This window comes from Paludisphaera borealis (assembly GCF_001956985.1).
GTDB lineage: Bacteria > Planctomycetota > Planctomycetia > Isosphaerales > Isosphaeraceae > Paludisphaera > Paludisphaera borealis.
In genome coordinates this window covers 4,135,615-4,159,707 of the sequence record NZ_CP019082.1, presented here as the reverse complement: position 1 = coordinate 4,159,707, position 24,093 = coordinate 4,135,615, and the positions used below count along the sequence as shown (strand labels likewise).

Annotated in this window: 21 protein-coding genes; 9 read left to right on the top strand and 12 right to left on the bottom strand. The window is 68.4% G+C overall.

Annotated elements, in window-relative coordinates; genetic code table 11:
* Positions 1–75 precede the first annotated feature (75 nt).
* Together BSF38_RS16235 and BSF38_RS16230 are read right to left on the bottom strand one after the other, a co-directional pair.
* The gene (locus tag BSF38_RS16235) at positions 76–915 is read right to left on the bottom strand and encodes a Cof-type HAD-IIB family hydrolase (RefSeq protein ID WP_076347314.1); all 840 of its coding nucleotides are present in this window, start codon (positions 913–915) and stop codon (positions 76–78) included.
* Positions 890–1,450, bottom strand: a complete 561-nt coding sequence (locus tag BSF38_RS16230; RefSeq protein ID WP_076347312.1) for an MFS transporter — start codon at positions 1,448–1,450, stop codon at positions 890–892. Before BSF38_RS16230 ends, BSF38_RS16235 begins: the two co-directional genes overlap by 26 nt.
* A gap of 225 nt (positions 1,451–1,675) precedes the next feature.
* On the opposite strand from BSF38_RS16230, the gene BSF38_RS16225 reads away from it, so the two are divergent.
* Positions 1,676–2,431 carry a DeoR/GlpR family DNA-binding transcription regulator gene (locus tag BSF38_RS16225; RefSeq protein ID WP_076347310.1) on the top strand — a complete coding sequence of 252 codons (756 nt, stop codon included), beginning with the start codon at positions 1,676–1,678 and terminating at the stop codon, positions 2,429–2,431.
* 44 nt (positions 2,432–2,475) lie between these two features.
* Here BSF38_RS16225 and BSF38_RS16220 read toward each other — a convergent pair whose 3' ends face one another.
* The 3 genes from BSF38_RS16220 to BSF38_RS16210 form a co-directional block, all read right to left on the bottom strand.
* Positions 2,476–3,657, bottom strand: coding sequence for a hypothetical protein (locus BSF38_RS16220; RefSeq protein ID WP_076347308.1), 1,182 nt, complete (start codon positions 3,655–3,657; stop codon positions 2,476–2,478).
* Between the two features lie 409 nt (positions 3,658–4,066).
* The gene (locus tag BSF38_RS16215; RefSeq protein WP_237170486.1) at positions 4,067–4,546 is read right to left on the bottom strand and encodes a hypothetical protein; all 480 of its coding nucleotides are present in this window, start codon (positions 4,544–4,546) and stop codon (positions 4,067–4,069) included.
* A 197-nt stretch (positions 4,547–4,743) separates the two neighbouring features.
* Positions 4,744–5,562, bottom strand: a complete 819-nt coding sequence (locus BSF38_RS16210; RefSeq protein ID WP_076347304.1) for a hypothetical protein — start codon at positions 5,560–5,562, stop codon at positions 4,744–4,746.
* A gap of 414 nt (positions 5,563–5,976) precedes the next feature.
* Between BSF38_RS16210 and BSF38_RS16205 the strand changes: the two genes are divergently transcribed.
* From BSF38_RS16205 to BSF38_RS16190, 4 genes are all read left to right on the top strand, one after another.
* The gene (locus tag BSF38_RS16205; RefSeq protein ID WP_237170485.1) at positions 5,977–6,201 is read left to right on the top strand and encodes a hypothetical protein; all 225 of its coding nucleotides are present in this window, start codon (positions 5,977–5,979) and stop codon (positions 6,199–6,201) included.
* Positions 6,202–6,267: 66 nt separating this feature from the next.
* The gene (locus BSF38_RS16200) at positions 6,268–7,419 is read left to right on the top strand and encodes a cysteine desulfurase family protein (protein ID WP_076347302.1); all 1,152 of its coding nucleotides are present in this window, start codon (positions 6,268–6,270) and stop codon (positions 7,417–7,419) included.
* Positions 7,420–7,542: 123 nt separating this feature from the next.
* Positions 7,543–8,175, top strand: a complete 633-nt coding sequence (locus BSF38_RS16195; protein ID WP_076347300.1) for a PEP-CTERM sorting domain-containing protein — start codon at positions 7,543–7,545, stop codon at positions 8,173–8,175.
* Positions 8,176–8,289: 114 nt separating this feature from the next.
* Entirely contained in the window at positions 8,290–8,898 is a 609-nt protein-coding gene (locus tag BSF38_RS16190; protein WP_076347298.1) for a PEP-CTERM sorting domain-containing protein, read from the top strand.
* A gap of 65 nt (positions 8,899–8,963) precedes the next feature.
* Here BSF38_RS16190 and BSF38_RS16185 read toward each other — a convergent pair whose 3' ends face one another.
* Entirely contained in the window at positions 8,964–9,587 is a 624-nt protein-coding gene (locus BSF38_RS16185; protein WP_076347296.1) for a PEP-CTERM sorting domain-containing protein, read from the bottom strand.
* A gap of 345 nt (positions 9,588–9,932) precedes the next feature.
* Here BSF38_RS16185 and BSF38_RS16180 point away from each other — a divergent pair, with 345 nt between their 5' ends.
* From BSF38_RS16180 to BSF38_RS16170, 3 genes are read left to right on the top strand one after another with little or no spacing between them, the layout of a single operon-like run.
* On the top strand, positions 9,933–10,514 hold the full coding sequence (locus BSF38_RS16180) for a sigma-70 family RNA polymerase sigma factor (protein ID WP_076347294.1): 582 nt from the start codon (positions 9,933–9,935) through the stop codon (positions 10,512–10,514).
* Positions 10,501–13,947: a WD40 repeat domain-containing serine/threonine protein kinase gene (locus BSF38_RS16175; RefSeq protein ID WP_076347292.1), complete on the top strand. Its 3,447-nt coding sequence runs from the start codon at positions 10,501–10,503 to the stop codon at positions 13,945–13,947. Before BSF38_RS16180 ends, BSF38_RS16175 begins: the two co-directional genes overlap by 14 nt.
* Positions 13,944–15,347 (top strand): family 43 glycosylhydrolase, encoded by a 1,404-nt coding sequence (locus tag BSF38_RS16170; protein ID WP_076347290.1) that lies wholly within the window; start codon positions 13,944–13,946, stop codon positions 15,345–15,347. Before BSF38_RS16175 ends, BSF38_RS16170 begins: the two co-directional genes overlap by 4 nt.
* Positions 15,348–15,387: 40 nt before the next feature.
* Here the strand turns inward: BSF38_RS16170 and BSF38_RS16165 are convergent, their stop codons facing one another.
* The 6 genes from BSF38_RS16165 to BSF38_RS16140 form a co-directional block, all read right to left on the bottom strand.
* Positions 15,388–16,086: a PEP-CTERM sorting domain-containing protein gene (locus BSF38_RS16165; protein WP_168189393.1), complete on the bottom strand. Its 699-nt coding sequence runs from the start codon at positions 16,084–16,086 to the stop codon at positions 15,388–15,390.
* Positions 16,087–16,405: 319 nt separating this feature from the next.
* Positions 16,406–18,166 (bottom strand): di-heme-cytochrome C peroxidase, encoded by a 1,761-nt coding sequence (locus BSF38_RS16160; protein WP_237170484.1) that lies wholly within the window; start codon positions 18,164–18,166, stop codon positions 16,406–16,408.
* Between the two features lie 22 nt (positions 18,167–18,188).
* A complete protein-coding gene (locus tag BSF38_RS16155; protein ID WP_076347286.1) occupies positions 18,189–18,641 on the bottom strand; it encodes a cupredoxin domain-containing protein in 453 nt (150 codons plus the stop codon).
* Positions 18,642–18,864: 223 nt separating this feature from the next.
* Positions 18,865–19,992: a zinc metalloprotease gene (locus BSF38_RS16150; RefSeq protein ID WP_083712991.1), complete on the bottom strand. Its 1,128-nt coding sequence runs from the start codon at positions 19,990–19,992 to the stop codon at positions 18,865–18,867.
* Positions 19,993–20,176: 184 nt separating this feature from the next.
* Entirely contained in the window at positions 20,177–21,298 is a 1,122-nt protein-coding gene (locus BSF38_RS16145; RefSeq protein WP_076347284.1) for a zinc metalloprotease, read from the bottom strand.
* Between the two features lie 445 nt (positions 21,299–21,743).
* Positions 21,744–22,454, bottom strand: coding sequence for an LYR motif-containing protein (locus BSF38_RS16140; protein ID WP_076347282.1), 711 nt, complete (start codon positions 22,452–22,454; stop codon positions 21,744–21,746).
* A 240-nt stretch (positions 22,455–22,694) separates the two neighbouring features.
* Here BSF38_RS16140 and BSF38_RS16135 point away from each other — a divergent pair, with 240 nt between their 5' ends.
* The gene (locus BSF38_RS16135) at positions 22,695–24,089 is read left to right on the top strand and encodes a dihydrolipoyl dehydrogenase family protein (protein WP_099092099.1); all 1,395 of its coding nucleotides are present in this window, start codon (positions 22,695–22,697) and stop codon (positions 24,087–24,089) included.
* The last annotated feature ends 4 nt before the right edge of the window (positions 24,090–24,093 follow it).

Sequence of the window (24,093 nt, the reverse complement as noted above, 5' to 3'; positions counted from 1 at the left end):
GCGGAGCGGCTGGTCGGGGAATCGATAGTACTGGCGGCCCGGAGCGTGCGCTTCGAGGCCGCCGGAATTCGATCATCAGGGGACCATGACGCCTTCCAGTCGGCGGAGGACCGTCGCGACGCCTCGGGCCATCGCCGATTCGGGGTCGCCGGAAGGAGCGATGAGCCGGGCGGCGGCGTGGGCCGAGGGCCGGCCGTGCGGCATCGCGACGCCCATCCCGGCCCATTTCAGGAGGTCGGCGTCGTTGTTGCCGTCGCCGAAGGCCAGGACGGCCTCGCGACAAATCCCCAACCGTCGAGCGAGCGCCGCGACGCCGTCGCGCTTGTTGGCCTTCGGGTCGTTGAACTCCAGCGACCAGTGCTCGGTGATCGTCACGAGGAAGCGCCCGGTGAGGCGGTCGTGCATCTCAGGACGGGTCGCGGCGACGAGGGTCGGGTCGCCGAGCCAGACGACCTTCTCGGCCGGTCGGTCGGCGAGCGTGCGCAGGTCGACGAAGGCCACCGGGTCGTCGGTCAGTTCTTCGTACGCGTCGATCCACTTCGAGGGGCTCTGGGCGAAGACGCGGTCGCCCGACCAGTGCATGACGGCGAACCCTCGGGCGAGGCCCTCCGCCGTCAGCTCGGCGGCGGACGCCGGATCGATCTCGGCCCGGTGGAGGACCTCGCCGGTGCTGGAGTGCTGGACCCGGGCGCCCTGCGACGAGACGACGAAATCGTCCAGGCCGAGCTCGCTGTAGTAAGGCAGCATGTTGTCGTGGCGGCGGCCGGAGGCCAGGACCACGCGGCAGCCCAGCGACTGGAGACGCTCGATGGCCCGGCGGTTCTCGCGCCCGATCTTGTGGTCGGGGCCGAGGAGGGTTTCGTCGATGTCGATGGCGGCGAGGGCGTATTCAGACGATGGGTTCGGGATGGACATGAGGGATTCTTTCTTCGAGGTTCTTTTCTTTTGAGGAAGGGCTTTCCGGATCCGGGCGATCTTCGACGAGCCGCGCGCTGGCGGCGATCGTCAGGCCGAACAGGACGACGAGGAGAAGGGCCGAGGCCAGCCCCACGGACTGGCTGGCCGCGCCGATGAGCGGAGGCCCGATGAGGAAGCCGAGGCAGCCGACGGTCGAGACCGACGCGATGGCCGCGACGGTGACGAGCGGGATCGTGACGCAGCATGCCGCCGCGCCGAGGAGGACGATCGTCCGGCTGCTCCAACGGGCCAGCGCCCGGCCCGTCGCGGGCATCAACACCAGGCTGCCGACGACCAACGCGAAGAGGACGACGCCGAGCTGGCCGTCGCTCAGCCCGAGCCGCGCCTTGCACACGGGCAGATAAGCCGCCCAGGAGCCGAACGCGATCCCATCCAACGCGAACAGGGAGAAAACGGCGATCCGCGCCTTACGTCCCGCGGAGAGGTCGATTGGAAAAGAGGCGGGGGACGGCGGGATTTTTGAGGCGTCCATGAGATGGGGAAGCTCGGCCTGCTTGAAGGTGCGTCCTTTTGCATGAAATTTCTTGATTCATATCGATTTTACGCGGTGAAGCCTTCGGCTCAAGGCGATCTTGCTCGAATTCACAAAATCTTCGTGCGGAGTGCCGCAATTTCGTGCAGAATTGACGAAGAAGTCGGCAGATGCAAGGTTTGCCGGGGCAAGTTGGAGAGTCGAGGACGAATTTCGGACGATCCCATGCTCACCGCCGAACGCAAACGCCTGATGCTGGAGGTCCTTCGCCACGAAGGGAAGATCCTGGCGTCGGAGCTGAGCCGTCGCTTCGGGGTTTCGGAAGACACGGTCCGTCGCGACCTCCGCGAACTCGACCGGGCCGGGTTCCTCCAGCGCGTCCACGGCGGGGCGCTTCCCCGGACGCCGACGTCGATCGAGCACGACGTCCGGCAGAAGGAGTCGACGGACGCGAAGCGCCGGATCGGGGCGGCGGCCGCCCGGCTCCTCAGGCACGGCGATCTGGTGGTGCTCGACGCCGGCACGACCCCTTTTGCGGTCCTGGATCGGATCGACCCCGACCTGCCGCTCACAATCGTCACCCACAGCCTGACGGCCGCGGCCGCCCTGGCCGAGATGCCGAAAGTCGAGGGCGTGATCGTCGGCGGCCGGCTCTTCAAGTCGGCGAGAGCCGCGGTGGGGGTCGCGACGGTCGACGCCTATCGACTGCTCCGCCCCGACATCTGCATCCTGGGCGCGGCCGGCGTCCACCCCGAGGCGGGCGTGACCGGCTTCGACGGCGAGGAGGCCGAGGTCAAGCGCGCGATGGCCGCCCATGCGACGCGGGTCGTCGTCCTGGCGGCCAGCGAGAAGCTCGGCACCGTCGCCCCTCACCTTATCACGCCCGCCGGCCGCCTGACCCATCTCATCACCGACACGGCCGCCAGTGAAAACATCCTCCAGCCGTTCCGGGACCTGGGCGTCGACGTGATCACGGCCTGACCCCTGCACGGCGCGCGTCCCGGGACCGGCCGATCATCCTCCCGTCACGGCCCGGCGGCGAGGGCGTCGGGGGCGACGGGGGCGAGGGCGACGTCGTCGATCCACATCTCGCCGAGGTTGGCGTCGCTGGTGACGCGGAAGTCGAGGGCGGCGGTGGTGGCTTCGGGTTCCATGTGGAGGATCTTCTCGACCTTCGTCCAGCGGCCGACCTTCGTCAGCTCTTGATCGAAGCCGCCGCTGGAGAGCATCCGGTTCGACGACGGCGTATCCTTGTACTGCGAGAATCGGACGCGGCATTCGCCGGACGTGCCGACGGCGATCAGGTACCAGAAGCTCAGCCGCATCCGGGCGCCGTAGCGGACCGGCTGGTCGGGGAACCGGTAGTACTGGCGGCCCGGCGCGTGCGCTTCGAGGTGGAGGCTGTCGGGGGCCGACACGAACTGGCGAGGGTCGCGGCGGTCTTCGGGAGGCTCGGCCCAGGTCGATCGCGGCTGGGCCAGGTAGTGCTCGCGGTCGAGCGCGGCGACGTCGCGGAACGTCTCCTCGCCCACCCGCAGGTCGATCGTCCGTACGCCCAGGAGCGGGTCGTAATCGCCGTGGATCGCGTGCTGGTGCTCGATCCGCAGCCGCAGCCGGCCGCTCGCCCCGGGGGCCAGGCAGATCGGCGAAAGGCCGTCGGCGGGCCGCGCGGGGGGCTGCGCGTCGTCGCTCCAGATGGACAGCACCAGGCGCTCGCGGCAGTGGGCCGACTCGTCCTTCGAGGCGATCACCTCCCCCGCGGCCGTCGGCCCCGCGCACCCCTTCAGCGTCACCCGCGCCGGCCGGGGCCGGGCGTGGCTGGCGACCCGCGAGTTCGACACCCAGCCCTCGACGCGCGCCTCAAGTTCGGCGGGCGTGACGACGATCCCGGCCGCCGTCTCGTTGCGGATTTCGAACTCGATCACCCACGCCCCCTGGTCTTGCGCCAGCGAGCGGCGGACGACCGTCACGCGCGTCGGCTGGCCGATCGACCCCGCCTCCCCCCGCCCTTGCCCTCGCGCCGGGGCCGCGGCGCCGCCGGCCCACGCCAACGTCGTTGCGAGCGCGACGGCCCGGGGGACGTTTCCCCGAACCTCGGTCCACGCCCGTTTCCCCCATCCGCTCGATCGGCCTGGAATCCGCATGATCACCCAGTCCTTCCTTGGGATCAAAACGTCGGCGAGCGAGGGGCGCAAGCCCCTGTTCATCACATTATTCGGGCCGGCAGGCCGCGCGGGAAATCGAAGGGACTCGGTCCTCTCGACCGCCTGGCGGGCCTCTATCGGGAATTTACGACATGGTCGACATCGTCATGACGCATTGAGGCGAAATGACAACGAAACGAAACGAACCGACGGACGGCGACCGATGGTAGCCGGGGTCTGTGACCCCGGGGACGCTGGCCGTGAGACCGGCCTCACAGAGGCCGGCTACAAAATCACTTGCAGCCAGGGCCTCTATCCCATCACCCAGGGAGGCCGTCGGTTCGAGATGGATTTGCGATCGAAACGGGCGGGCGACGGGAGCGGCGGCGCGGCGGTCCGGGACAGGGAGGGAGAGGTCGCGTGGTGCGCGTCGGGAGGGGTGTCTGGCCTTGGCCTGGCCTGGCCGGTCCGGTCAGTCGTCGTCGGCTTCGATCTCGGGCTCGCCCTCGTCGTCCGAATCGAGGACGCTCGGGGGGAGCGAGGCGCAACGTTCCAGGAACCGTGGGAGGAACCGGTCGAGGAACACGGAGACCGCAATTTGGGTCGTCGGGTTGTCCATGCCCCAGATGCTCACCCGGGGCTCGTTCAAGTCGGGGTCCATCTGGATGAAGTAGCGCTCGTTGTACGCGAGCGAGACGGGCACTTCCTCCAGCCAGCGATGGGCCAGCTCGTTGACGCCGGGGCCGCCGAGCGAGATCGTCGCCATCTCGTGCAGGCCCTCGTCTTGAATCCAGCGGAAGTCGGCGACGACCTGGACGTGGTAATCCGAGACGTCGTCGTACGGGCCGGAGGCCAGCGCCTGCTCGATGCGCTGTTTCAGGTAGTAGGCGAGCGGGCGGTCCATTTGCTCGGCCCGCAGCGTACTGCCTGTCACGATCAGGAGAAGACGCAACGGCAATCCCTCGGCCATTGGACGGCCCGGCCCTTTCTGAAGATCGACCGGTCGGGGTGGTTCCCCGTAGCGTCGATCAGGTCGAATGAACTTCAATAACGATTATAGGGGGCGACTTCCGCCGGCGTTCACCTCCCTCTCGATTTGGGCGGCTTCGCGAGACGGCCCGACCGCGCCGGGCCCCAGGGGACATCGACTCAAGACGAGGCCGGCGCGGCGGTTCGGGTCGCCCGCCAGAGGTTGATTCGTCGCAACGCCGCCTGCGCGGCCGCGAACTCGTCGTCCCCCTCGGCCTCGAACCGCTGCGACACCGCCTGCTTGCCGGCCAGCGGGATCAGACACGAGAACACGACGCGCCCCCCCGTCTCACCCTCAATTGTATACCGGGTCACGCCTTGCGCCTTGAGTTTGCGGCGCAGCTCGGCCCAGTCGCCCCCACCCGATGCGGGGGCGTCCGGAATCGGAGCGGCTGGCGCGGCCGCCGAAGCCAGGGCGACGGCGGGGGCCGGCGAGAGCGAGGCGAGGATCGCCGGCGCGACGCCGGGATCGAGGGGCGCCGGCGGGGCGCTCGGCTCGGGGCCCGGCGCGCCGGCCGGACCCGCCAGGGCCGGCGGGATCGGGATCGAATCCGGCGTCGGCGAGGGCGTGGGCGTCGGGGGGGCGGCGGACGCAACCGGCTCGGGTGACTTGGGTTCGGGCGTCGGCGCGGGTTTCTCCCCGCCGAAGACCTGGGGCAGCGACTTCGGCTTCGGATCGGGCTTCCGAGAGGCTCGGTCGGCGGCGGTCGGCCCACCTTTGCGGTCGGACGAGCCGGTCGGGGGTTGTGAGGGGGCGGGGTCGGCGTTCGCGTCGCCCGGGGCGGGCGGGAGGTCGACCAGGGCGATCTCGCCGCCGTCTTTCAGGCCCATATAGTCGAAGACGTGGTCCTGGGCCCACCGAAATCCGGGGCCGTTGACTATCGCGCCGCCGACGACGGCCGCCGCCACGAGTACGATCGCGAAGAAAAATTGACGCACGACCCGGCCTCCTGCCGTTGCTTTTCCCGCCCATCCGTTCCTTTTGATGGGCTCGCTCAATCAAGCTTGCAGAGCCTTGTCAAAGCTCGGTTCGCCGCAATAATCCCTGATAGACGAAAGGGACGTCCGTTTCCCGCGAATCCCTCTCAGACGCGTCGCGCCGAGAGTCAAGAACGCGTGGGCTGTGCAGTTTGGGCGAACCGACGTTGGATCAAAAGCCGATCCCCATGATGTCGAAACGCGCCGCGCCGTCACAGTCCGAAATACCGAAATCGCGCAGTATTTACCCGAGACGTTCGCATGAGGCAAGCCCATTCCCCCCCGCCGCGGTTCGCCAACGTCGCTAGCCGTCCGGCATGGCGTCATACATGGCCGGAGGGGTCTCGCGACGCGCGTTTCGAGGTGACGAACCCCGTGATCACCGTGATCGCCGCGACCTTCTCGATCGTCTGGTTCGTTGTGACCCTCCCGTTCCGGCTGGTGATCGGCGCGATCAGCCTGCTGGGCCGGCTGACGGGGATCGCCGTCGGCTTCACGCTCATGGCCGTCGGCATGGCCTTCTGCGCCGGCCCGTTCTTCCTCATCGGCGTCCCCATGTTCCTGATCGGCCTGCTGCTGACGCTCCGATGCTTGGGATAGAGTGGGCGCGATTTGCTCGTGCGTTGAACAAAAACTGCCGTCGCGATTTCTCGATCACTCCAACCCATGCCCGCTCCATCGATCTACCTCGACCACAATGCGACGACGCCGCTCGATCCTCGGGTGCTGGAGGCGATGCGTCCTTATTTTTTGAGCGCGGGGAACGCCGAGAGCCGGCACTCGGCGGGGCGTCGGGCGCGGCGGGCCTGGGATGAGGCGCGGGAGGCGACGGCCGGGGTGCTAGGGGCGTTCGCCGACGAGGTCGTGTTCACGTCGGGGGGGACCGAGGCGAACAACCTCGCCGTGCTGGGGCTGGCGAGGGGCGACGACGGGCCGGGGCGGATCGTGTCGAGCCCGATCGAGCATCCGGCGGTCGCCGAGCCGATCGCCTTCCTTGAAAGCCGAGGGTTCGCGGTCGATCGGCCGGACGTCGACGCCGAGGGGCTGGCCGACGCCGACTTGATGGCGTCCTACTTCGACGACCGGACGCGGCTGGCGGCCTTGATGCTCGCGAACAACGAGACCGGGGCCCTTCAGCCGGTCGCCCGCCTGGCCGAACTGGCGGCGACGCGCGGCGTGCCGGTCCACACCGACGCCGTGCAGGCCGTGGGGCGGATTCCGGTCGACTTCCACGCGCTGGGCGTCGCGACCCTGGCCGCGAGCGCGCACAAGTTCCACGGGCCGGTGGGGGTCGGGCTGCTGCTGATCCGACGCGGGGTGAAGCTCGCCCCTCGCCTGTTCGGCGGCGGCCAGCAGCAAGGGCGGCGGCCGGGAACCGCGCCGGTGCCCTTGGTCGTGGGGCTGGCGACGGCCCTCGAACTCTGGCGGGCCGAGTCCGAAACCCGGATCGCCACCTGGGCGCGGCTCTCCCATCGCCTCGAAGCCGGCCTGATCGCCGCGCTCGGGCCCGACCGCGTCGTCCCCAACGGGCCTCTCGATCGCGCCCGACGGCTCCCCCAAACGGTCAACCTCGGGTTCGTGGGGATCGAGGGGGAGGCGCTCATGATCCAGCTCGACCTCGCGGGCGTGGCGGTCTCGCTGGGCTCGGCCTGCGCCAGCGGCTCGACCCAGCCGTCGCCGACCCTGGTCGCCATGCGCGTTCCCCCCGACCGCCTCCGCTCCTCCGTCCGGTTCAGCCTGGGCGCGTCCACCACCGAATCGGACGTCGATGAAGCCGTCCTCCGCACCGTGGCCGCCGTCGAGCGGTTGATTGGGTAATAGAGTGGGCTTGCACGCGTGCGTCGCGTTCGCCTTGACGGACGCCTCGGTCGATTGCATATTCGCTGCCGCCTAAAGAAAACTTCAGGATCGCACCGAGAAATCAAGACCAGGAGGGTCGTCATGCGTCAGGTCGCTTGGCTGGTTTGTCTGGCGTCGTCCGTCGTGCTTGGGGGGATCGGCCGGGCTCATGCATCGCCGCTGAAGCTCCAGATCTGGGGAAACGCCCACAACCTCCAGATTCTTCCCAACGACCCGGTGACGATCGACGTCACCGACGGCTTCTCGGGATTCACTCGAAGCGGAGGACAGATCCTCCAGCACGGGTCGGATTCCGAGAACTGGCAGAAGCCGGTCGACTCCGCCATGCAGATCTGGGCGAGCCTCTCCGACGGCGACCGCACCCTGGCCTGGGCGCAGTTCTCGGCCCCAGTCGAGGGCTCGCTGTCCTATGTTGGGATGTTCGGCCGATACAGCGGCAGCGCCCAAGGATCGGCGGCCGGCGTGGTGAGCATCGGTCAAGGCGTCGACCCCAGCCTGATCCCGTCGTGGTTCACGGGATTGACCGCGACGGTTCAGAGCCAGGTGACGGGGGGTTACCTCAACAACTTCGAGTCAACGCTGACGCTCACCACCGACGCCGCCCCGGTCCCTGAGCCGTCGTCGGTGCTCGTCTTCCTCGCCGCCGCCGGCTGCGTCGGTTACCGACGCGTCCGTCGCGCCGCCGCCGACCGTCTGAATGGGATGAGGACGTAGGCTTGCGGGCGTGCATCGCCTTGGCCTTGACCGCCGCCTCGGTCCCTTGCATAGTCGACTCGCCTGAAGGGAACGTCGGGCGCGCACCGAGGATTCAAGACCAGGAGGGTCGTCATGCGTCGCATTGCTTGGCTGGTTGGTCTGGCGTCGTTGGCCGTGCTCGGTGGCGTCGACCGGGTCCATGCTTCGCCCTTGAAGCTGGAACTCTGGGGGAGCGCCCAGAACTTCTACATCCCCAGCGGCACGACCAAGACCATCGACGTCTCCAACGGCTTTTCGGGATACACCCAGACGGGGGGAGGCATGCCCCTCCAGCATCAGTGGGAAGCCGAGAGCTGGCAGAAGCCGATCAACGACTCCATCCACATAGGGGCGACCCTCTACGACGCCGACCGCATCCTGGCCTGGGTGATGTTCTCGGCCCCGATCACGGGTACGCTCTACTATGCGGGAGGGACCGGCCGGTTCGGCGCCGAGGCCCACGGATCGGCGGTCGGCGAGCTGCACATCGAGTCGGGGGTCGACCCCAGCCTGATTCCGTCGTGGTTCACGGGGATGACCGCGACGGCCGACACCTTCGTCTCGGACGGCCGCATCAACGGCTACTACACGACGTTGACGATCACCCCCGGCCCTGCCGCGCCAGTCCCCGAGCCGTCGTCGGTCCTCGTGTTCCTCGCCGCCGCCGGCTGCGTCGGTTACCGACGCCTCCGCCGCGCCTGACCACAAGGCAAGGCAAGCGGGGCGCGTCCGGCCTCGACCCGTCGCCGCCCCGCCTTTCAAACGGTTCAGGCCGCGGCCCGCGCCTTGCGACGGACGACGCAGCCGAGCACGCCCGCGCCGAGGCCGAGCATCACGAGGCTGGCGGGCTCGGGGACGGCGCCGGCTGACGTGACCGCCTCGAAGACGCCGGATCCGGGCGGGGGAAGGATGAAGGCGCCGCGATCCGTCGCGAATCCCGCCACGGTGAAGCTCGTCCAGCCGTTGCCGGAGACGGGGCCGAAGGCGCTCGAGAGAGCGTAGGTCGCGTAGTCAGGCGAGAGCAGATTCAAGATGCCCAAGGTCGCCTTGCCCGAAGTGTAGTCGCTTCCATCAATAAACCCGACCGAATTATACGTGTGGTCGGCGTACACGGCGATCGGCTGCGTGAAGACGGCCGTGCCCAGCCCCGCGATCGTGACCGTCGCCGTGCCCAGGCTGTTGTAGAAGACGCCGGGCGCAGGCTCGACGACGTTCGCCGTGTCGCCGACGAACCGCAAGACGACTTCGCCGTCGAATGCTTGCCCCCCAAGTGAGCCCGAGCCGCTCGTGGTGATCGTATAGGTGATGGAGCCCGCGTTGGACGTCGACGCCATGAACAACGTCATGGTCAGGATCGCCGTTAGGATGAGATGCGGCCGATGAATCGTCATGATCTTGAATCTCCTTGGTTCTAAACAGGTCGTCTTCGGTGCGGGAACAGGATGGAGCCGGATTTGGTCGCTTCGGCGGGGATCAGCAAGGCGGAAAACACGGTGAAGATCCGGGAGATGTCCCGCGCGACGGCTGATTTCTGAAAGACAGTTAATCTAAGGTGGTTCGAATGTAGATGCCCTGTCGCATAGGAGAGCCGGTTCGCCCCCTCGACCGGACGGGTTTTTTTCCAACTTTCGGCCCATGCGGTGTGCGTTTGTGCGGTTGGTCGAGTTGAAATCGCGGCGTGGCGCCAGTAATGTTAAAGAAGGTGAATCCAGACGACGGAGCGGCGGAGCATAGCCATGAGCGTCCGAGAACGAGGCGGCGCCCCGCGCGACGCGGCCGGGACGCCGGCGCGGAGCGACACCTGGAGGCGGCTGGAGGCCGAGCGGTCGTTTCTCAGACGGGCCGCTCTTCGGGGCTTGCCGGGGAAGGCCGACGCAAGCGTCGGGGCGTCCGACGTCGTCCACGACGCGCTGCTGGAGGCGAAGCGGTGGGCGTCGAGCTTTCGAGGCCGCACCCGGGCCGAGTGGCGGGCCTGGCTCTTGATGGTGCTCCGGACGCGGATCTCGCGGACCAACCGGAAGGCCGGGAGGGGGACGGTCCCGATCGACGACCATCCGGGCATGACGCCGATCGATTCGGCGGTCTCGCCGAGCGCCGCGGCGCTCGGCCGGGAAAGCGCCGCCGCGCTTCGGGACGCCCTGCGCTGGCTGAATCCGAAGGATCGCGAGCTGTTGCAGCTCCGGCACGAAGACCGCCTGGACTTCGAATCGATCGCAAGGTGGATGGGCCTGCCGTCGTCCGAGTCGGCGCGGAAGCGGCATATGCGCGCCGTGAACCGCCTGCGGCTGATCCTGGGGCCGGCCGATGAGGCAGGCTGACGAGGGCTTCAACGACGGGGGAGGTTCCGACGGGTCGCCCGGATCGGACGCGCTGGAATACGGCTCGCGGACGATCGGGGATCTTCACGGGCTGATCAAGGCTCTCGACCAGGCGTGGCGCCCCTCCGGCGGCGACGATCCGCCGACGCGGCTCGACCGGATCGGGCCGTACCGGGATCTGGAGCGGGTCGGTCGCGGCGGCATGGGGGCGGTGTACCGCGCGGTCGACTCCCGGACGAACGAGGTCGTCGCCGTCAAGATCCCGGCCTCCCGGCTCATGGCCGACGAATCACTCCACGGGCGGTTCCTCCGCGAGGCCGACGCGGCCAGCCTGCTCGATCATCCGGGGATCGTCCGGTTTCGCGAGCTGGGCGAGGACGGGCCGTTCCCGTACATCGTCAGCGACTTTTGCGACGGCCCGAACCTGGCGGCGTGGATCCGCGCGCAGGCCGAGCCGGCGACGGCCCGGGGTGCCGCGCGGCTCGCCGCGCTGCTGGCCGACGCCGTGGCCCACGCGCACGATCGGGGCGTCCTGCATCGGGATTTGAAGCCTTCCAACGTGATGCTGCCCGGGGCCGCTTTCGAGACCGACGTCGAGAAGCTGACGCCCCGGATCACCGACTTCGGCCTGGCGAAGCTGGAGGAGGACGGCGGGGGGGGCGACGACCAGGCGACGCGGCTCTTGCTGACGCAGACCGGCGACCTGATCGGCTCGCCCGCCTACATGGCTCCCGAGCAGGCGACGGGCAAGGCGGCGGCGGTCGGCCGATGCACTGACGTCTACGGTCTGGGGACCATCCTTTACGGGCTCTTGACGGGCCGGCCGCCGTTTCGCGGCGAGACGGTCGCCGAGACGCTCCGGCTGGTGCGCGAGGCCGATCCGGTGCCGCCCCGCGAGCTGCGGCCCGGCCTGTCGCGCGACCTCGACCGGATCGCCCTGCGATGCCTGGAGAAAGCGCCGGCCGACCGCTACGCGACGGTCTCGGCCCTCGCCGACGACCTGCGGCGGTTCCTCGACGGCCGGCCCATCGATTCGCGGACCGGGTCGATGCGGCGGCGGATCGCCCGATGGGCCCGGCGGCGGCCGAAGCTGGCCCGGTCGCTGGCGGCGGGCGGCCTCGCGACGGTGCTCGTGATCGGCGCCGGCGTCGGCTGGAACCTCTCGCTGCGACGCCTCAACGAGCAGATCACCGGCCATCGACGGCTGACCGACCGCCTGAACTACACCCTCCAGCTCCAGCTCGCCCAGCGCGCCTACGACCAGGGCCAGCTCGGCCGCTCGCAGCTCTTGCTCCGCGACCTCGCGCCGGCCTCCGGCGATCCGGATCACCGCGAGTTCGCCTGGCGCTACCTCTGGCGACTCAGCCGCCGCGAGGCCCGGCTGCTCGGCGAGATGGAGGCCGACGTCTTCGCCAACCACGCCCTCAGCGGCGACGGCGGCTTGCTCGCCCTCACCGATCGCGAGGGGGGCCTCGGGCTGTTCGACGTCCATCGAGGCGAAAGAATCTGGTATTTACGCCGCAACCAGAACGGCCACGGCGAGCAGGTGGCCGTGTCGTCCGACGGCCGCACGCTCGCCTCGGCGTTCGCGGAAGACCGTCCCGATGGAGTTCGAACCTCGAAACCCGAGATTCGCGAACTGCCCGGCGGCAAACTCGCCCTCGCGCCCCCCGCCGTGGAAAACCGCGTGATCGATCGGCTCGTCTTGACCGCTCAAGGGCGGAACTTGACCGTCATCGACCATCGGACGGGTCCCTCCGGAAGCGCGGACTACAAGGTGACGACCTGGGAGCTGGGAGACGCGTCGCGGCGGACTCCGCGTCGCCGCTCGGAGGCTTCGCTGCCCCTGGCGGCCTACGTCGAATTCGGGATCGCTCCGGACGGCCTGAGCTATGCGGCGACGACCGCAGACGACAAGCCCGGCGTCTATGATTTGCACTCGAAGACGCTGCGGGTCGGCTTCACGGACGCCCCGCCGGGCCTGACGTTGAACCTCGCCCGGTTCTCCCCCGACGGTCGACGCGTGGCCGTCCATGACGATAAGATTCGGCGACTGATGATCTGGGATGCGGCTTCCGGGAAGCTGCTGCAACAGCTCGGCTCGCTGACGTCGCCGCTTACCCGGATCGCGCTCCAGCCGGGAGGCGAGGGGGTCTTGACGGCCGACTTGCGCGAAGAAGTCCGGCTGATCGACCCGTCGCGCGGCCTCGACATCCCGATACTTCCGCCCAACCCGGAGCCCAAGGGAGGCAGGCGGGTCCAACTGGCGTTCACGCCGGACGGGGACGACTTCCTGGTCAGTCGGGAACCTTACATGGAGGCCGACCGGATCGAGCTGAGGTCGACGGCCGACGGCAAGCTTCGGGCCGAGTCGCCCGGCCGGCAGATGGGGAATATGGGCGACTGGACGATCCTCGGGCCGTCGGTCGGCGGCTCCGGGCTGGTGTACAGCCAGGGGCGATACGTCTGGTGCTGGAGGTGGGACCAGGCGGAGAAGCAGGGCGCGGCGGCGGCGCTCCGCCATGCCGACGAGGCCTGGGCCGCGACCTACAACCGCGCCGGCTCGCTGCTGGCCACGGCGAGCAACGACACGCGCGAGGACCAGACCATCAAGATCTGGGACGCCCGCTCCCACGCGTTGCTCCGCGCCTGGAAGGGCCACGACGCCACGACGACGGCGCTGTCGTTCGACGCCGACGGCGGGCGGCTGGCTTCGTCGAGCCTCTCCGTCGATCAAGGCGTACGGGTCTGGGACCCCGCGACCGGCCGATTGCTTGCGACGCCCGAGTGGCCGGCCGAGCCGGCGCGCTCGGTCGCGTTCGACGGCCGAGGCGCGCGGCTCGCGGCCGGCGGCAGCATGGGGACGCTCCGGGTCTGGAACGCGGCGGACCTGGCGACGATCTGGACGGTCTCCGCCCACGTCGACCGGATCCACACCGTCGCCTTCTCGCCCGACTCCGCCCGCCTCGCCACCGGGGGCGACGACGGCTTCGTGCGGATCTGGGACGCCGCCTCGGGCCGGCCGCTCGGCGCGTTCCGCGCCTCGGCCGAGATCCTGGCCGTCAAGTTCGACGCCGACGGCCGTCGACTCGCCGCGGCCAGCCGCGAGGGCGCCATCCACCTGCTCGATCCCGCGACCGCCCAGCTCGTCCGCGTGATCCGGAGCGACGACCGCGAGGTCCGAGGCCTCGCCTTCAGCCCCGACGGCCGCACCCTGGCCAGCGGCGGCCTCGGAAAGTCGATCCGATTCTGGGACCCCGAGACCGGCCACGAACTCCTCAGCCTCGAAGGCCTCGAAGCGCAGATCAACGACCTGGATTTCTCGCCCGACGGTTCCGCCCTGGCCTCGGCCGATCATTCGGGCGCGGTCCGGATCTGGCGCGCCGACCCGGCCGTCCCGTCGCAAGCCTCTTCCCCCGGTGCTCAACCATGAACGAGTCGATCGACGATCCCACGTCCAGGACGACCCCTACAATCCGCCGGTCGGCGCGCGCCGCCGCGGCGGTCTGGTTGCTGATGGCGTCGGCGGCGACGGCCGGCGAGACGGGGGACTTCTACAACGTCGTGGCGCCCGAGGGGGCCGACCCGTGGGTGATCCGGCACGACGACGGCTGGTACTACTGCACGTATTCGACTGGCGCCAACGTCGTTTTGCGGCGGTCGAAGACGATCTCGGGACTCGGCGGCGCGGAGAGCCGGGTAGTCTGGGAACCTCCCCCGGGGCGGGCTTACAGCAAGGAGCTGTGGGCGCCGGAGATCCACTTCCTCGAAGGCAAGTGGTACGTCTACGTCGCGGCCGACGACGGCCACAACGCCAACCACCGGATGTACGCGCTTGAGAACCCGTCGAAGGACCCATTCGAGGGCCGGTTCACGCTCAAGGCGAAGGTCTTCGACCCCGCCTCGGATCGCTGGGCGATCGACGGCACCGTGCTCCGCGTGAGCCCGAAGCTCTACTTCGTCTGGTCCGGCTGGGAAGGGGACAAGGACGTCCGCCAGGATCTCTACATCGCGCCGATGGCGAACCCCTGGACGCTGAGCGGCCCACGCGTGCGGATCTCGACGCCGACGTTCCCCTGGGAGGTCGCGGCGGGGCCGCCGACGGTCAACGAGGGGCCGGAGGCGATCGTTCGCGGCGGCCGGGTGTTCCTGGTCTACTCGGCGGCCGGGAGCTGGTCCGATCACTATTGCCTGGGGCTGCTGTCGGCCCCGGTCGACGGCGATCTGCTTGAGCCCTCGACGTGGCGGAAGGAGCCCGCGCCGGTCTTCGAAAGCGGCGACGGCGTGCTCGCGCCCGGCCACGCCTCGTTCACGACCTCGCCCGACGGCAAGGAAGACTGGATCGTCTACCACGCCGCCCGATTCCCGGGCGCGGGCTGGACCCGGTCGATCCGCGCCCAGCCGTTCCACTGGGCCGCCGACGGCCGCCCGGTCTTCGGCGCGCCGACGTCGCCGGCCCGGCCGATCGCGGTCCCGTCCGGCGAGCCGCGCCGGCTGCGGCTCCAGGCCGAAACCGTCGGCGCGCGGCGGCGGTTCGACGCCGACGTCGAACGCGCGGGGGACTATCTGCTCTCCGTCCGCTACCGCACCGACTCCTCGAACCGCGACGAGCCGACGCCCCGCCATCGCCTGATCGTCAACGGTCGCGAGACGGCCGTGATCGACTCTCCGTCCTCGGGGGCGAACAACTGGTCGAACGCCTTCGCCCGAGCCGCGCTCAAAGCGGGCGCGAACCGGATCGAGCTGGCCCCGGTCGACGGCCCAGACCAAGGCCGGATCGACGTCGATTCTCTCGACGTGATCATCGAGCCCCTGGTGGAACATCGACCCTGACGACCCGACACCTTTTCCGAGCCCTCGAAATCCCGGCGGCTCAGACGGCCGCGGCGCGGCGGCGGCGGGCGGCGACGACCGGCAGGGCGACGCCGAGACCCAGGAGGGCGAGCGAGGCCGGCTCGGGGACGGGGGCCATGCTGTAGGTGACGGTTCCCGTCTCCTCAACCAGGTTGCCCAGGTCGTCGTGAGCGTGGACGAAATAGTTGAACGTGATGCTGAAGTTGGCGGCCAGGGCGGAAAAATCCGCGTAGGTCTGGAACGTGAACAGACCGAGATTGAGAGGATTGGGGTTCGTGAGGTTCGCGATCGCCGTTCCCGGAGGCGAGGTCGTGGTGAGATACCAGGTCGCGTCCGCCGTGTCCACCGTCTCGTGGGCCGCTCCCGGCCAGACCGCCTTGGCGGGCAGGTCGACGACGTCAGGCGTCCAGTGGTCGCCCGGAGGCAGGAGGCCGCTGGCGGGGAGCGGCTGGCTCGTCAGGGACGTGCTGTTGACGCCGATCACGTTTTCAATCGTGAAATAGTCGCCGATCAGCAGTTGGTAGCCCGAGCCCAGGAAGGCGTTCGTCGTGAAGTCGTAGAACGGATCGCCCTTCGGCGTGATGCCTCCGGCGGGGGGCTGGATCAGGATCACCGACTTGGCCGCGCCGGCGTGAGCCGGGGCCGTAAAACAGCTCGCGAGGGCGGCGCAAAGCACCGCCGCGATCGCTCGTCCCGTCGAACGACTCGGGCCAGACATGAAGAGTTCTCCCTGAAGCAAGACTGCCGACATGGGTACGTTTTGGAACGGTGGATTTATTGCGCGGTGTATTTTCTGAAACACCGGACGACGTTTGGTCGCTGGAGTCGGGACTTTCGCGATCAACTCGACGCCGCAGTGCGTGGAGAAATCATTTAAATACGAGGAATCCCGGTCGCCGTGTGATCATAACCGTGACGGGATGTGAATTGCAAGAATGCTTCGGTGTGTTGTTGATTGGCGGCAACGTGGCGGGGCGGGCGGGCGGAGGTGCGACCGCCGGCCGAGGGCGCCGGCGGTCGTGGGTCGCTGGGCGGGGTCAGAGCGTTTTGAGGTATTCGAGGAGGCGGTGGCGGTCGTCGTCGGTCAGGTCGGCGCCGTAGGTCGCTCCGTCATGGCCGACGTTCGAGCTGCCGGGGGCCGTGACGTCGAGCTTCGGGAAGCCGGGCGCGTCGGTCCGGAAGCCGACGCGGACCGGGTCGAAGGTCCGCGTGCCGACGCTGAACGACTTGAGCCGCTGCCCCGCCGGCTTGAGCAGGTCGTCGAGGTTGGCGACCGACCCGTTGTGCAGGTAAGGGGCCGTCGCCCAGATGCCGTCGAGCGGGCGCGCTTTGTACGTCGCGGGAGGCGGGCCGCCTCCCGGTGCCGCCGCCTTGAACAGCCGCGGCTGGAAGGCGATCAGCGAGAGTTCGTCGGGGGGCGGCTCTTTCCAGCCGCCGACGATCGCGCCGATCACGGCGTTGCGGACCATCGTCGGCGCGTCGGCCTGCGGTCCGATCTTGGCGAAGGAGGTCACGTTGACGACGTTCTCGAACGCCCCTTCGAGCTTGCCCGACGGTCGACGGGGCACGAAGAAGTTGTCCCACGTCGCGCGGTCGGTCTTGGCGTCGTCCAGCTTCGCGACGTTGCCGGTCTCGATCAACGGGTGGCAACTGGCGCACCGGTTCTGATAGATCGTCTTGCCGAGGGCCGCGGCCGCGGTGTCGATCGGCGGGAAGGCGGCCGGCCACTTGGGGGGCTTGAGCGTCTTGACCCAGTCTTCGATGTCGCGCAGCGCGCTGATCCGCACGGTCGAGCTGTAGCCGAACTTGGTCGGCGACGGGGGGATCTCCAGGCCGCCGAAGACGCCGATCACCTCGCCGACGTTCCGCGCCAGGCTCAGAATCCCGAACGGGCCGCCGTTTTCGAGGCCGACCCACTGCACCAGGTTTTGCGTCGGCGTGTCCCAGAGGAACGGGTAGCTGACCGGGGCGTTGGCCGGCTTCGAGGTCGGCGGAGCGCCTTCCTTGGCCGCGTGGTGGTAGACCTCGTTGACGATCGCGCCCAAGGCGTCGAGGCGGCCGTAATGGGTCGGCGGGGGGGCGGGCTGGGCCGGGTCGTAGCCGGGGAAGTTGCGGGTGTTGTAGCCGATCCGGGTCTTGAGCGACTCTTCAACCTGGAGTTTCAGGAGCGCGCGGGCGGACGGCGTGTCGCGCGTCCCGAGCACCTTGGCGGCGAATCGGTCGAACTTCGGGGCGTCGTCGTGGGTTTTCTGCATCGACTCGATCAGGGCCGAGAGCATGCCGCCGACGTCGCCCATGGTCGGCCCGCCGTCGATCCGGTAGGCCGTGCCCTCGTGATGGATCTCGGTCGTATGGCACGCGGCGCAGGTCAGGCCCAGCCAGGAGCGGTCGACCCCCTTGTCGGCGACGAACCCCACCGGCAGGCCGTCCAGATTCTGCGGACCGGGCGACTGCGGCAGGTATCGGAACCGGAGCATGTTCTTGGCGTCGCGGAACGGGGTCGACGAATCGGCCTGCTCGAGCGCGAGGAACCAGTCGTAGGGGATGATCTGCGACCCCTGGGCCGTGAAGTAGAACCGTAGACTGTCGGAGGCCGACCAGCCCTGATCGAGATAGACGACCTTCGCGACCGACTCGCCCAGCGGGTCGTCGGCCGCCGCCTGGGCGTTGCGCAAGGGATCGGCGCCGCGTGCGGGGTCGACGTTGTTCGTGGGGCCGACGTCCGGCTTCTTGTCGTCCCCGGACGGGACGCAGCCGCAGACGAATGCGGCGAAGACGAATCCGAGAGCCAATCGCATAAATGGAAGCCTTTCGTTGGGTTCAACGGCGGGCGGCCGACAGGAAGGTGAGTTCGCCTTCCTGGTCGGCCTTGTCGCCGCCGCGGTACTTGAGCGTGACGTACTGCGCCGGGAGACCGCCGACGCCGCGGTACATGTCGATGTTGAAGACGACGTCCTTGTGCTCGCCGGGCTTGATGGCCTGGGTGTCGAACACGGGCTTGTCGCCGACCTTGGAGACGCTTTTCAAGGTGTGCGATTCGGTGTCGCGGTTCACCCAGCGGACCGTCTCGCCGACGACGACGGCGACGGCCCTGGGTTTGCCCTGCCCCTTCGGCTTGTCCTTCTCGCGAAACACGATCTTGCCGTCCTCGCGAACGATCTCGATCGTGCGGTCGGGCTTCTTCCCCTTCTCCTTCTTATCGCCCTGCCCCGCGAACGACGCCGGCGCGAGGAGCGTCGTCAGGACGAGCGCCGACGTCAGAATGTGGATCATGAGCGACTCCGATTGAAGTTGGCTTGCACACGGGCCGAGGCGTATCCCCTTCTCCCCGCATGCGGGGAGAAGGTGCCCCGCAGGGGCGGATGAGGGGGCTTCGATCGCTTTGGCCCTTAAACTCCCCTCATCCGGCCGTTCCGGCCATCTTCTCCCGCAAGGTGATTAGGAATGCTCGCGACAGCATGGTTGGATTGGTGTGTGCGGTACGGGCGAGCCGCCCTCATTTTTTGAGCGCTTCGAGGAGGTGGTTGAAATGCTTCTTCGTCGTCGCCGACAGGGCCTCGGCCTTGGACATCACTTCATAGGCCTTGGCGCGGATCAGGTCGTCGGCCGCGATGGCCTCCTTGGCGCGGGGGTAGACGCTGGCGACGCCGGACTTGTCGAGATCGGAGAGGACCAGGTTCTCGCCGCTCGTGTAGCACTGGCTGAGATCGCCCGACGTGAACATGAACGCGTCAAAATGGTATTGCATGATGGATGATTTATCGAACGGCCCGGTGGGGTAGGCCCGCGACGGCGGCATATCCTTGAGGTTGTGGTCGACGACGGCCTGCGGCCAGTTGTTGGGGGGGCCGCCGAGCAGCGTGTAAAGGCCGGGGCGCCTGCGGGCGGAGTCGGGTATGTATTGACCGTCGCCGTCTCTGGTGGCGACGTATCCGGGGTCGTCCTCGAACCGGAAGTCGCAGGCGCCTTCGGTTTGGTGCTCGTGCTCCAAGGCGATGGCGTGACCGAATTCGTGACGGGCGACCCCCATCCAGTCGGCGGGCAGGTTCTTGTCGAAGCCTTCGAGGTTGAGCGATTCCTCGCCGGGCCGGGCGATCTCCGGGTCGGTGCTGTCCTTGCCGACGAGCGAATAATAGCCGGACTTGTCGAACGCCACCCGGACGTCGGCGGCGAACTCGGCGTCGGTGGGCTGCCACTGCCGGTACTGACCGGTCGTCGGGTCGACGCCGAAGTCGAACTTGAGGTTGGCGTACCGGGTCCATTCCGAGACGACGTCGGCGATCTGCTTGTGCAGGTTCGCATCGCCCCCCTTGAAGGCGATCTTGAGCGTCTGGCCGTTGGCCCAGCGCTTGCTCAAACTCACCAAGGCGTGGGGGGAGAAGCCCGCCGACGGCGCCGGGACCTTGCTGAGCGCCCGCTTCCGCTGTTCGATCCGCGCCTGGAACTGGGAGGGGACGTTCTCGAGCACGCGGACCTTGACGGCCTCGGTCTTCGTCTCGGCGGCGGGGGGCGCCTCGGGCGCGGCCTGCTGGCCAGGGGGACGCCCCTGGGCGGCCCACGACGCGAGGCCCAAGAGCAACGGCGCCAGCAGCACGGCGGCGGTTCGGGACGACGAGCTTCTCATCAGGCGGTTCCTTCGCTTCAAAGTGAGGCTCGGGGAGTGCGGCCTTGACGCTCCCCGGAAACGCCCGAGGTCCCGCGCGACCCCCTCCCCTCGCTGTCGCGTCACATCGATTCGGCTCGATTCGATCCCCTCGAACGAGCGCGGATTTCTGTCGCGTTGCGGCGCGGCCAGAGGCCGGCCGTCTCTAGTGCTTGAGCCCGTCGAGGAGGTGGTTGAAATGCTTCTTCGTCGTCGCCGGCAGGGTCTCGGCCTTGGACAGCACGTCGAAGATCTTGGCGCGGATCTGGTCGTCGGCCGCGATGGCGTCCAGGGCGCGGGGGTAGACCCGGGCGGCGCCGATCTTGTCGAGCGTGGAGATCACGACGTTCTCGGAATCCGTATAGCACGGGCTGGCGGTTCCCGAAATGAACATGTAGTCCTCAAAAAAGTATTTCATAATCGAGAGCTTGTCGAACGCCCCCCCGCTGTAAGCGCTCGTCGCCGGCAGGTCTTTGAGGTTGTGGTCGACGACGGCCTGCGGCCAGTTGTTGGGCGGGCCGCCGAGCAGCGTGTAGAGGCCGGGGCGCCTGCCGGCGGGGTCGGGGACGAACTGGCCGAAGTCGTCGGTCGCGGCGACGTACCCGGGGTCGTCGTCGAACCGGAAGTCGCACATCGAGCCCGGCCCCTGGTGTTCGTGCTCGAAGCCGATGGCGTGGCCGAATTCGTGAAGGGCGACTCCCTTCCAGTCGGAGGGCAGTTTTTTGTCGAAGCCTTCGAGATTGAGCGACGCCTCGCCGGGCCGGGCGATCTGCGGGTCGACGCTGTCGCGCGCGACCAGCGAAAAGTAGCCCGGTTGGTTGAACGACACCCGGATCTCGGCGGCGAACTCGGCGTCGGTGGGCGTCCACCGCCGGTACTGACCGGTCGCCGGGTCGACGCCGAAGTCGAACTTGAGGTTGGCGTACCGGGTCCATTCCGAGACGACGTCGGCGATCCGCTTGTGCAGGTTCGCATCGCCCCCCTTGAAGGCGATCTTGAGCGTCTGGCCGTTGGTCCAGCGCTTGGTCAGGTTCAGCATGGCGCGGGGGGCGAGGCCCACCGACGGCGGGACGACCTTGCTGAGCGCCCGCTTCTGCTGCTCGATCCGCGCCTGGAACTGGGAGGGTATGCCTTCGAGGACCCGGACCTTGATTTGCGTGGTCTTGCCGGCGTTGGCGGGCTCCTCGCGCGCGGGCTTCCCGGAAGCGGAGGATCGCCCTTGCACGGCCCATGACGCGAGGAGCAAGAGCGACGGGACTAGCAGCCCGGCGACGGTTCGGGTTCTCATCAGGCGGCTCCTTCACTTCAAGGCGACGCGGGTGACGCGCGGCCTCGACCAATCCGACGAATGCAAGGGTGTGGATCGGACAGGCTCGCCCCGGACCGCCCGACGCCGACGACGCTCCGCCCCGGAATCGGCATTGTATACGCGGTCCCGCCCCCCGCCCTTACTAAAAAAACGCGAGATCCCGCTATTTCCCTCCGAACTTCCGCCATCCACGCGATTCGTTCCGAAAGCTGGGGCGCCTGCGGGAATCGTGCGGCGGCGCGTCGGCCCTGGTCGGTCGTTCTCGAAATCCTGGTAGCCGACAGTCCGGTCGACCGGGTCCGAATACCAGCTCGAAGCGCCAGCGAGTGAATCGGCGGTCGGCCGTTGGAATTCATTCACTCGCTGGCGCTTCGGGCTTGTATCGGGGCATGCCCTCGCGGGGCTCTTTTCCGAGCAGCAGCTGTTAGCACGCTGGCGGGGCTTGACGGGATTCGTGGGTCGGGATGCCGATCGCCTCCATGGCCAGCAGGTCGTCCGGGCTGGCTTGGCGGTAGGTGCCCAGCAGCCAATCGCCGCCCATCAGGAGGTTGAAGTTGAACCGCTGGTAAACGTGGTGCACGTAGTGATGCCGAGCCAGGGCGCGACAATAACGCGTCCTGAGCAAGACCGCCAGTGGGCGGGGGGCCAGTCGAACGGCATCCTCGTGAGGCAGGTGGAGATACGGATGAATGAACATCGACAGCAGCGGCACCGCGATCGGCACCGGCAACGCGCTCAGACAGGCGATCGGCCCGCAGAGCCAGAAAAGGACGGGCGGCATCGGCAGGGCGATCGCGTTGAAGGTCAACACGCCGCGCAAGTGGATGGTCAATCCGTAACGCTCCTTCTCGATCAGCCAATCACCTCGCGGCTTGAGAATCGCGTCCACCCTGGCCTTGTCCGACTCATCAAGGAATTGCGTCACATGATCCCGCGCGTATGTGAGCCCGTGGTGAACCACGGCGTGCCGGTAGTGCGCCCTCGTCAAAAACCCGCAGAGCCTGGGATGCCGCGCCCAGTTTCGGCGCGTTCGCGCGCCCGCATGGCCGATCGCGCGGTGCATGTATGATTCCGACAGGGTCGCGATCAGGTACGAAGTCGTCAATCCAACGGCGATCTGAATCCAGGTGTTCATGACGGCGGCCCTTGCGGCGAGCTGTACGCCTTCGGCGTCGAGTGAGCAATTGAGGAGCGTTCACACACGTTACGTGGAACGAGCAGGCTCATTACGTGGAGCGAACCGGAAAATGAGAATTAAGACGGTTTAAGATGTGCAAAGAAACGCGCGTCTGTTCCGACAGCTGTCTTCCGACGACGCCTCGGCGCGGCGATCATGGGGATGATGCATCCGACGGTCCGATCTACGGAGGCGAACGTGTCGAACCCTGAAGAGTACGACGTGGTGGTTCTGGGCAGCGGCGCGTCGGGCAAGCTCATCGCCTGGACGCTCGCCTCGAAGGGCAAACGGGCGGCGGTCGTCGAACGGCGGTATGTCGGGGGCTCGTGCCCGAACATCGCTTGCCTGCCGAGCAAGAACGTCATCCAGAGCGCCAAGGTCGCCTCGTATTTCCGCAGGGGCGCCGAGTTCGGGATCGACGCGGGGGGCTGGAAAGTCGACATGGGCGTGGTGCGCGACCGCAAGCGCGCGATGGTCGACGGGCTAATCGCAATGCACCTTGAGAAGTACAAGGCGAGCGGCGCCGAGCTGGTGATGGGGCAAGGCCGCTTCGTCGCGCCGAAGACGATCGAGGTGGACCTGGCCGACGGCGGCACGCGAACGCTGCGCGGCGCGATCGTCGTGATCAACACGGGCACCCGCGCGCGGATCGACCGGACGCCGGGCCTCGCTGAAGCGCGACCGCTGACGCACGTCGAGGCCCTCGAACTCGACGTGGCCCCGGATCATCTGCTCGTCCTCGGCGGCGGCTACGTCGGCCTCGAACTGGCTCAGGCGTTTCGCCGCTTCGGCAGCCGCGTGACCATCGTCGAGCGGAACGGCGCTCTCGCGCACCGGGAAGATCCGGACGTCTCGGACGGCCTGCGACAACTCTGCGAGGACGAGGGGATCGAGGTCTGCACCCGCGCGAAGATCACGCGCGTCGAGGGGACGTCCGGCGCGTCGGTGAAGATGCACGCGACGCGTGATGGGTCGGAGATCGTGGTCGAGGGGACCCACCTGCTGGCCGCAAGCGGTCGGACGCCGAACACCGACGGCGTCGGCCTGGAGCACGCGGGGGTCGAGGTGGACGGTCGGGGCTTCGTGAAGGTCGACGAGCGACTCCGGACGACGGCGGCCGGCGTCTGGGCCGCGGGCGACTGCGCCGGCAGCCCGCAGTTCACGCACATCGCGGAGGACGATTTCCGCGTCGTCCTGAGCGACCTCGCGGGTGGGAGCCGGACGACGACCGGTCGCCAGGTGCCGTACTGCCTGTTCACCGACCCCGAGCTCGCCCGCATCGGCCTGAGCGAGACCGAGGCGAAGGCCAAGGGGATTGCCTACCGGCTCGCGAAGATCCCCATGACGGCGGTGCTCCGAACCTGGACGCTCTCCGAGCCGCGCGGCTTCCTGAAGGCGCTCGTCGAGCCCGACGGCGACCGCATCCTCGGCTTCACCGCGTTCGGCGCCGAGGCCGGCGAACTGATGGCCGTCGTCCAGGTCGCCATGATCGCGGGCCTGCCGTACACCGCCCTCCGCGACGCGATCCTGACGCACCCGACGATCGCCGAGGGGCTCGGCCCGCTCTTCGCCGCAGTGCCGGCGGGCGCCTGAGCGA

What these genes read in the sequence shown, in the direction of transcription:
- BSF38_RS16235 (WP_076347314.1), bottom strand. Translation starts at nt 915, where the DNA reads ATGTCCATCCCGAACCCATCGTCTGAATACGCCCTCGCCGCCATCGAC.
- BSF38_RS16230 (WP_076347312.1), bottom strand. Translation starts at nt 1,450, where the DNA reads ATGGACGCCTCAAAAATCCCGCCGTCCCCCGCCTCTTTTCCAATCGAC.
- BSF38_RS16225 (WP_076347310.1), top strand. Translation starts at nt 1,676, where the DNA reads ATGCTCACCGCCGAACGCAAACGCCTGATGCTGGAGGTCCTTCGCCAC.
- BSF38_RS16220 (WP_076347308.1), bottom strand. Translation starts at nt 3,657, where the DNA reads ATGAACAGGGGCTTGCGCCCCTCGCTCGCCGACGTTTTGATCCCAAGG.
- BSF38_RS16200 (WP_076347302.1), top strand. Translation starts at nt 6,268, where the DNA reads ATGCCCGCTCCATCGATCTACCTCGACCACAATGCGACGACGCCGCTC.
- BSF38_RS16195 (WP_076347300.1), top strand. Translation starts at nt 7,543, where the DNA reads ATGCGTCAGGTCGCTTGGCTGGTTTGTCTGGCGTCGTCCGTCGTGCTT.
- BSF38_RS16190 (WP_076347298.1), top strand. Translation starts at nt 8,290, where the DNA reads ATGCGTCGCATTGCTTGGCTGGTTGGTCTGGCGTCGTTGGCCGTGCTC.
- BSF38_RS16185 (WP_076347296.1), bottom strand. Translation starts at nt 9,587, where the DNA reads ATGACGATTCATCGGCCGCATCTCATCCTAACGGCGATCCTGACCATG.
- BSF38_RS16180 (WP_076347294.1), top strand. Translation starts at nt 9,933, where the DNA reads ATGAGCGTCCGAGAACGAGGCGGCGCCCCGCGCGACGCGGCCGGGACG.
- BSF38_RS16175 (WP_076347292.1), top strand. Translation starts at nt 10,501, where the DNA reads ATGAGGCAGGCTGACGAGGGCTTCAACGACGGGGGAGGTTCCGACGGG.
- BSF38_RS16170 (WP_076347290.1), top strand. Translation starts at nt 13,944, where the DNA reads ATGAACGAGTCGATCGACGATCCCACGTCCAGGACGACCCCTACAATC.
- BSF38_RS16165 (WP_168189393.1), bottom strand. Translation starts at nt 16,086, where the DNA reads ATGTCTGGCCCGAGTCGTTCGACGGGACGAGCGATCGCGGCGGTGCTT.
- BSF38_RS16160 (WP_237170484.1), bottom strand. Translation starts at nt 18,166, where the DNA reads ATGCGATTGGCTCTCGGATTCGTCTTCGCCGCATTCGTCTGCGGCTGC.
- BSF38_RS16155 (WP_076347286.1), bottom strand. Translation starts at nt 18,641, where the DNA reads ATGATCCACATTCTGACGTCGGCGCTCGTCCTGACGACGCTCCTCGCG.
- BSF38_RS16150 (WP_083712991.1), bottom strand. Translation starts at nt 19,992, where the DNA reads ATGAGAAGCTCGTCGTCCCGAACCGCCGCCGTGCTGCTGGCGCCGTTG.
- BSF38_RS16145 (WP_076347284.1), bottom strand. Translation starts at nt 21,298, where the DNA reads ATGAGAACCCGAACCGTCGCCGGGCTGCTAGTCCCGTCGCTCTTGCTC.
- BSF38_RS16140 (WP_076347282.1), bottom strand. Translation starts at nt 22,454, where the DNA reads ATGAACACCTGGATTCAGATCGCCGTTGGATTGACGACTTCGTACCTG.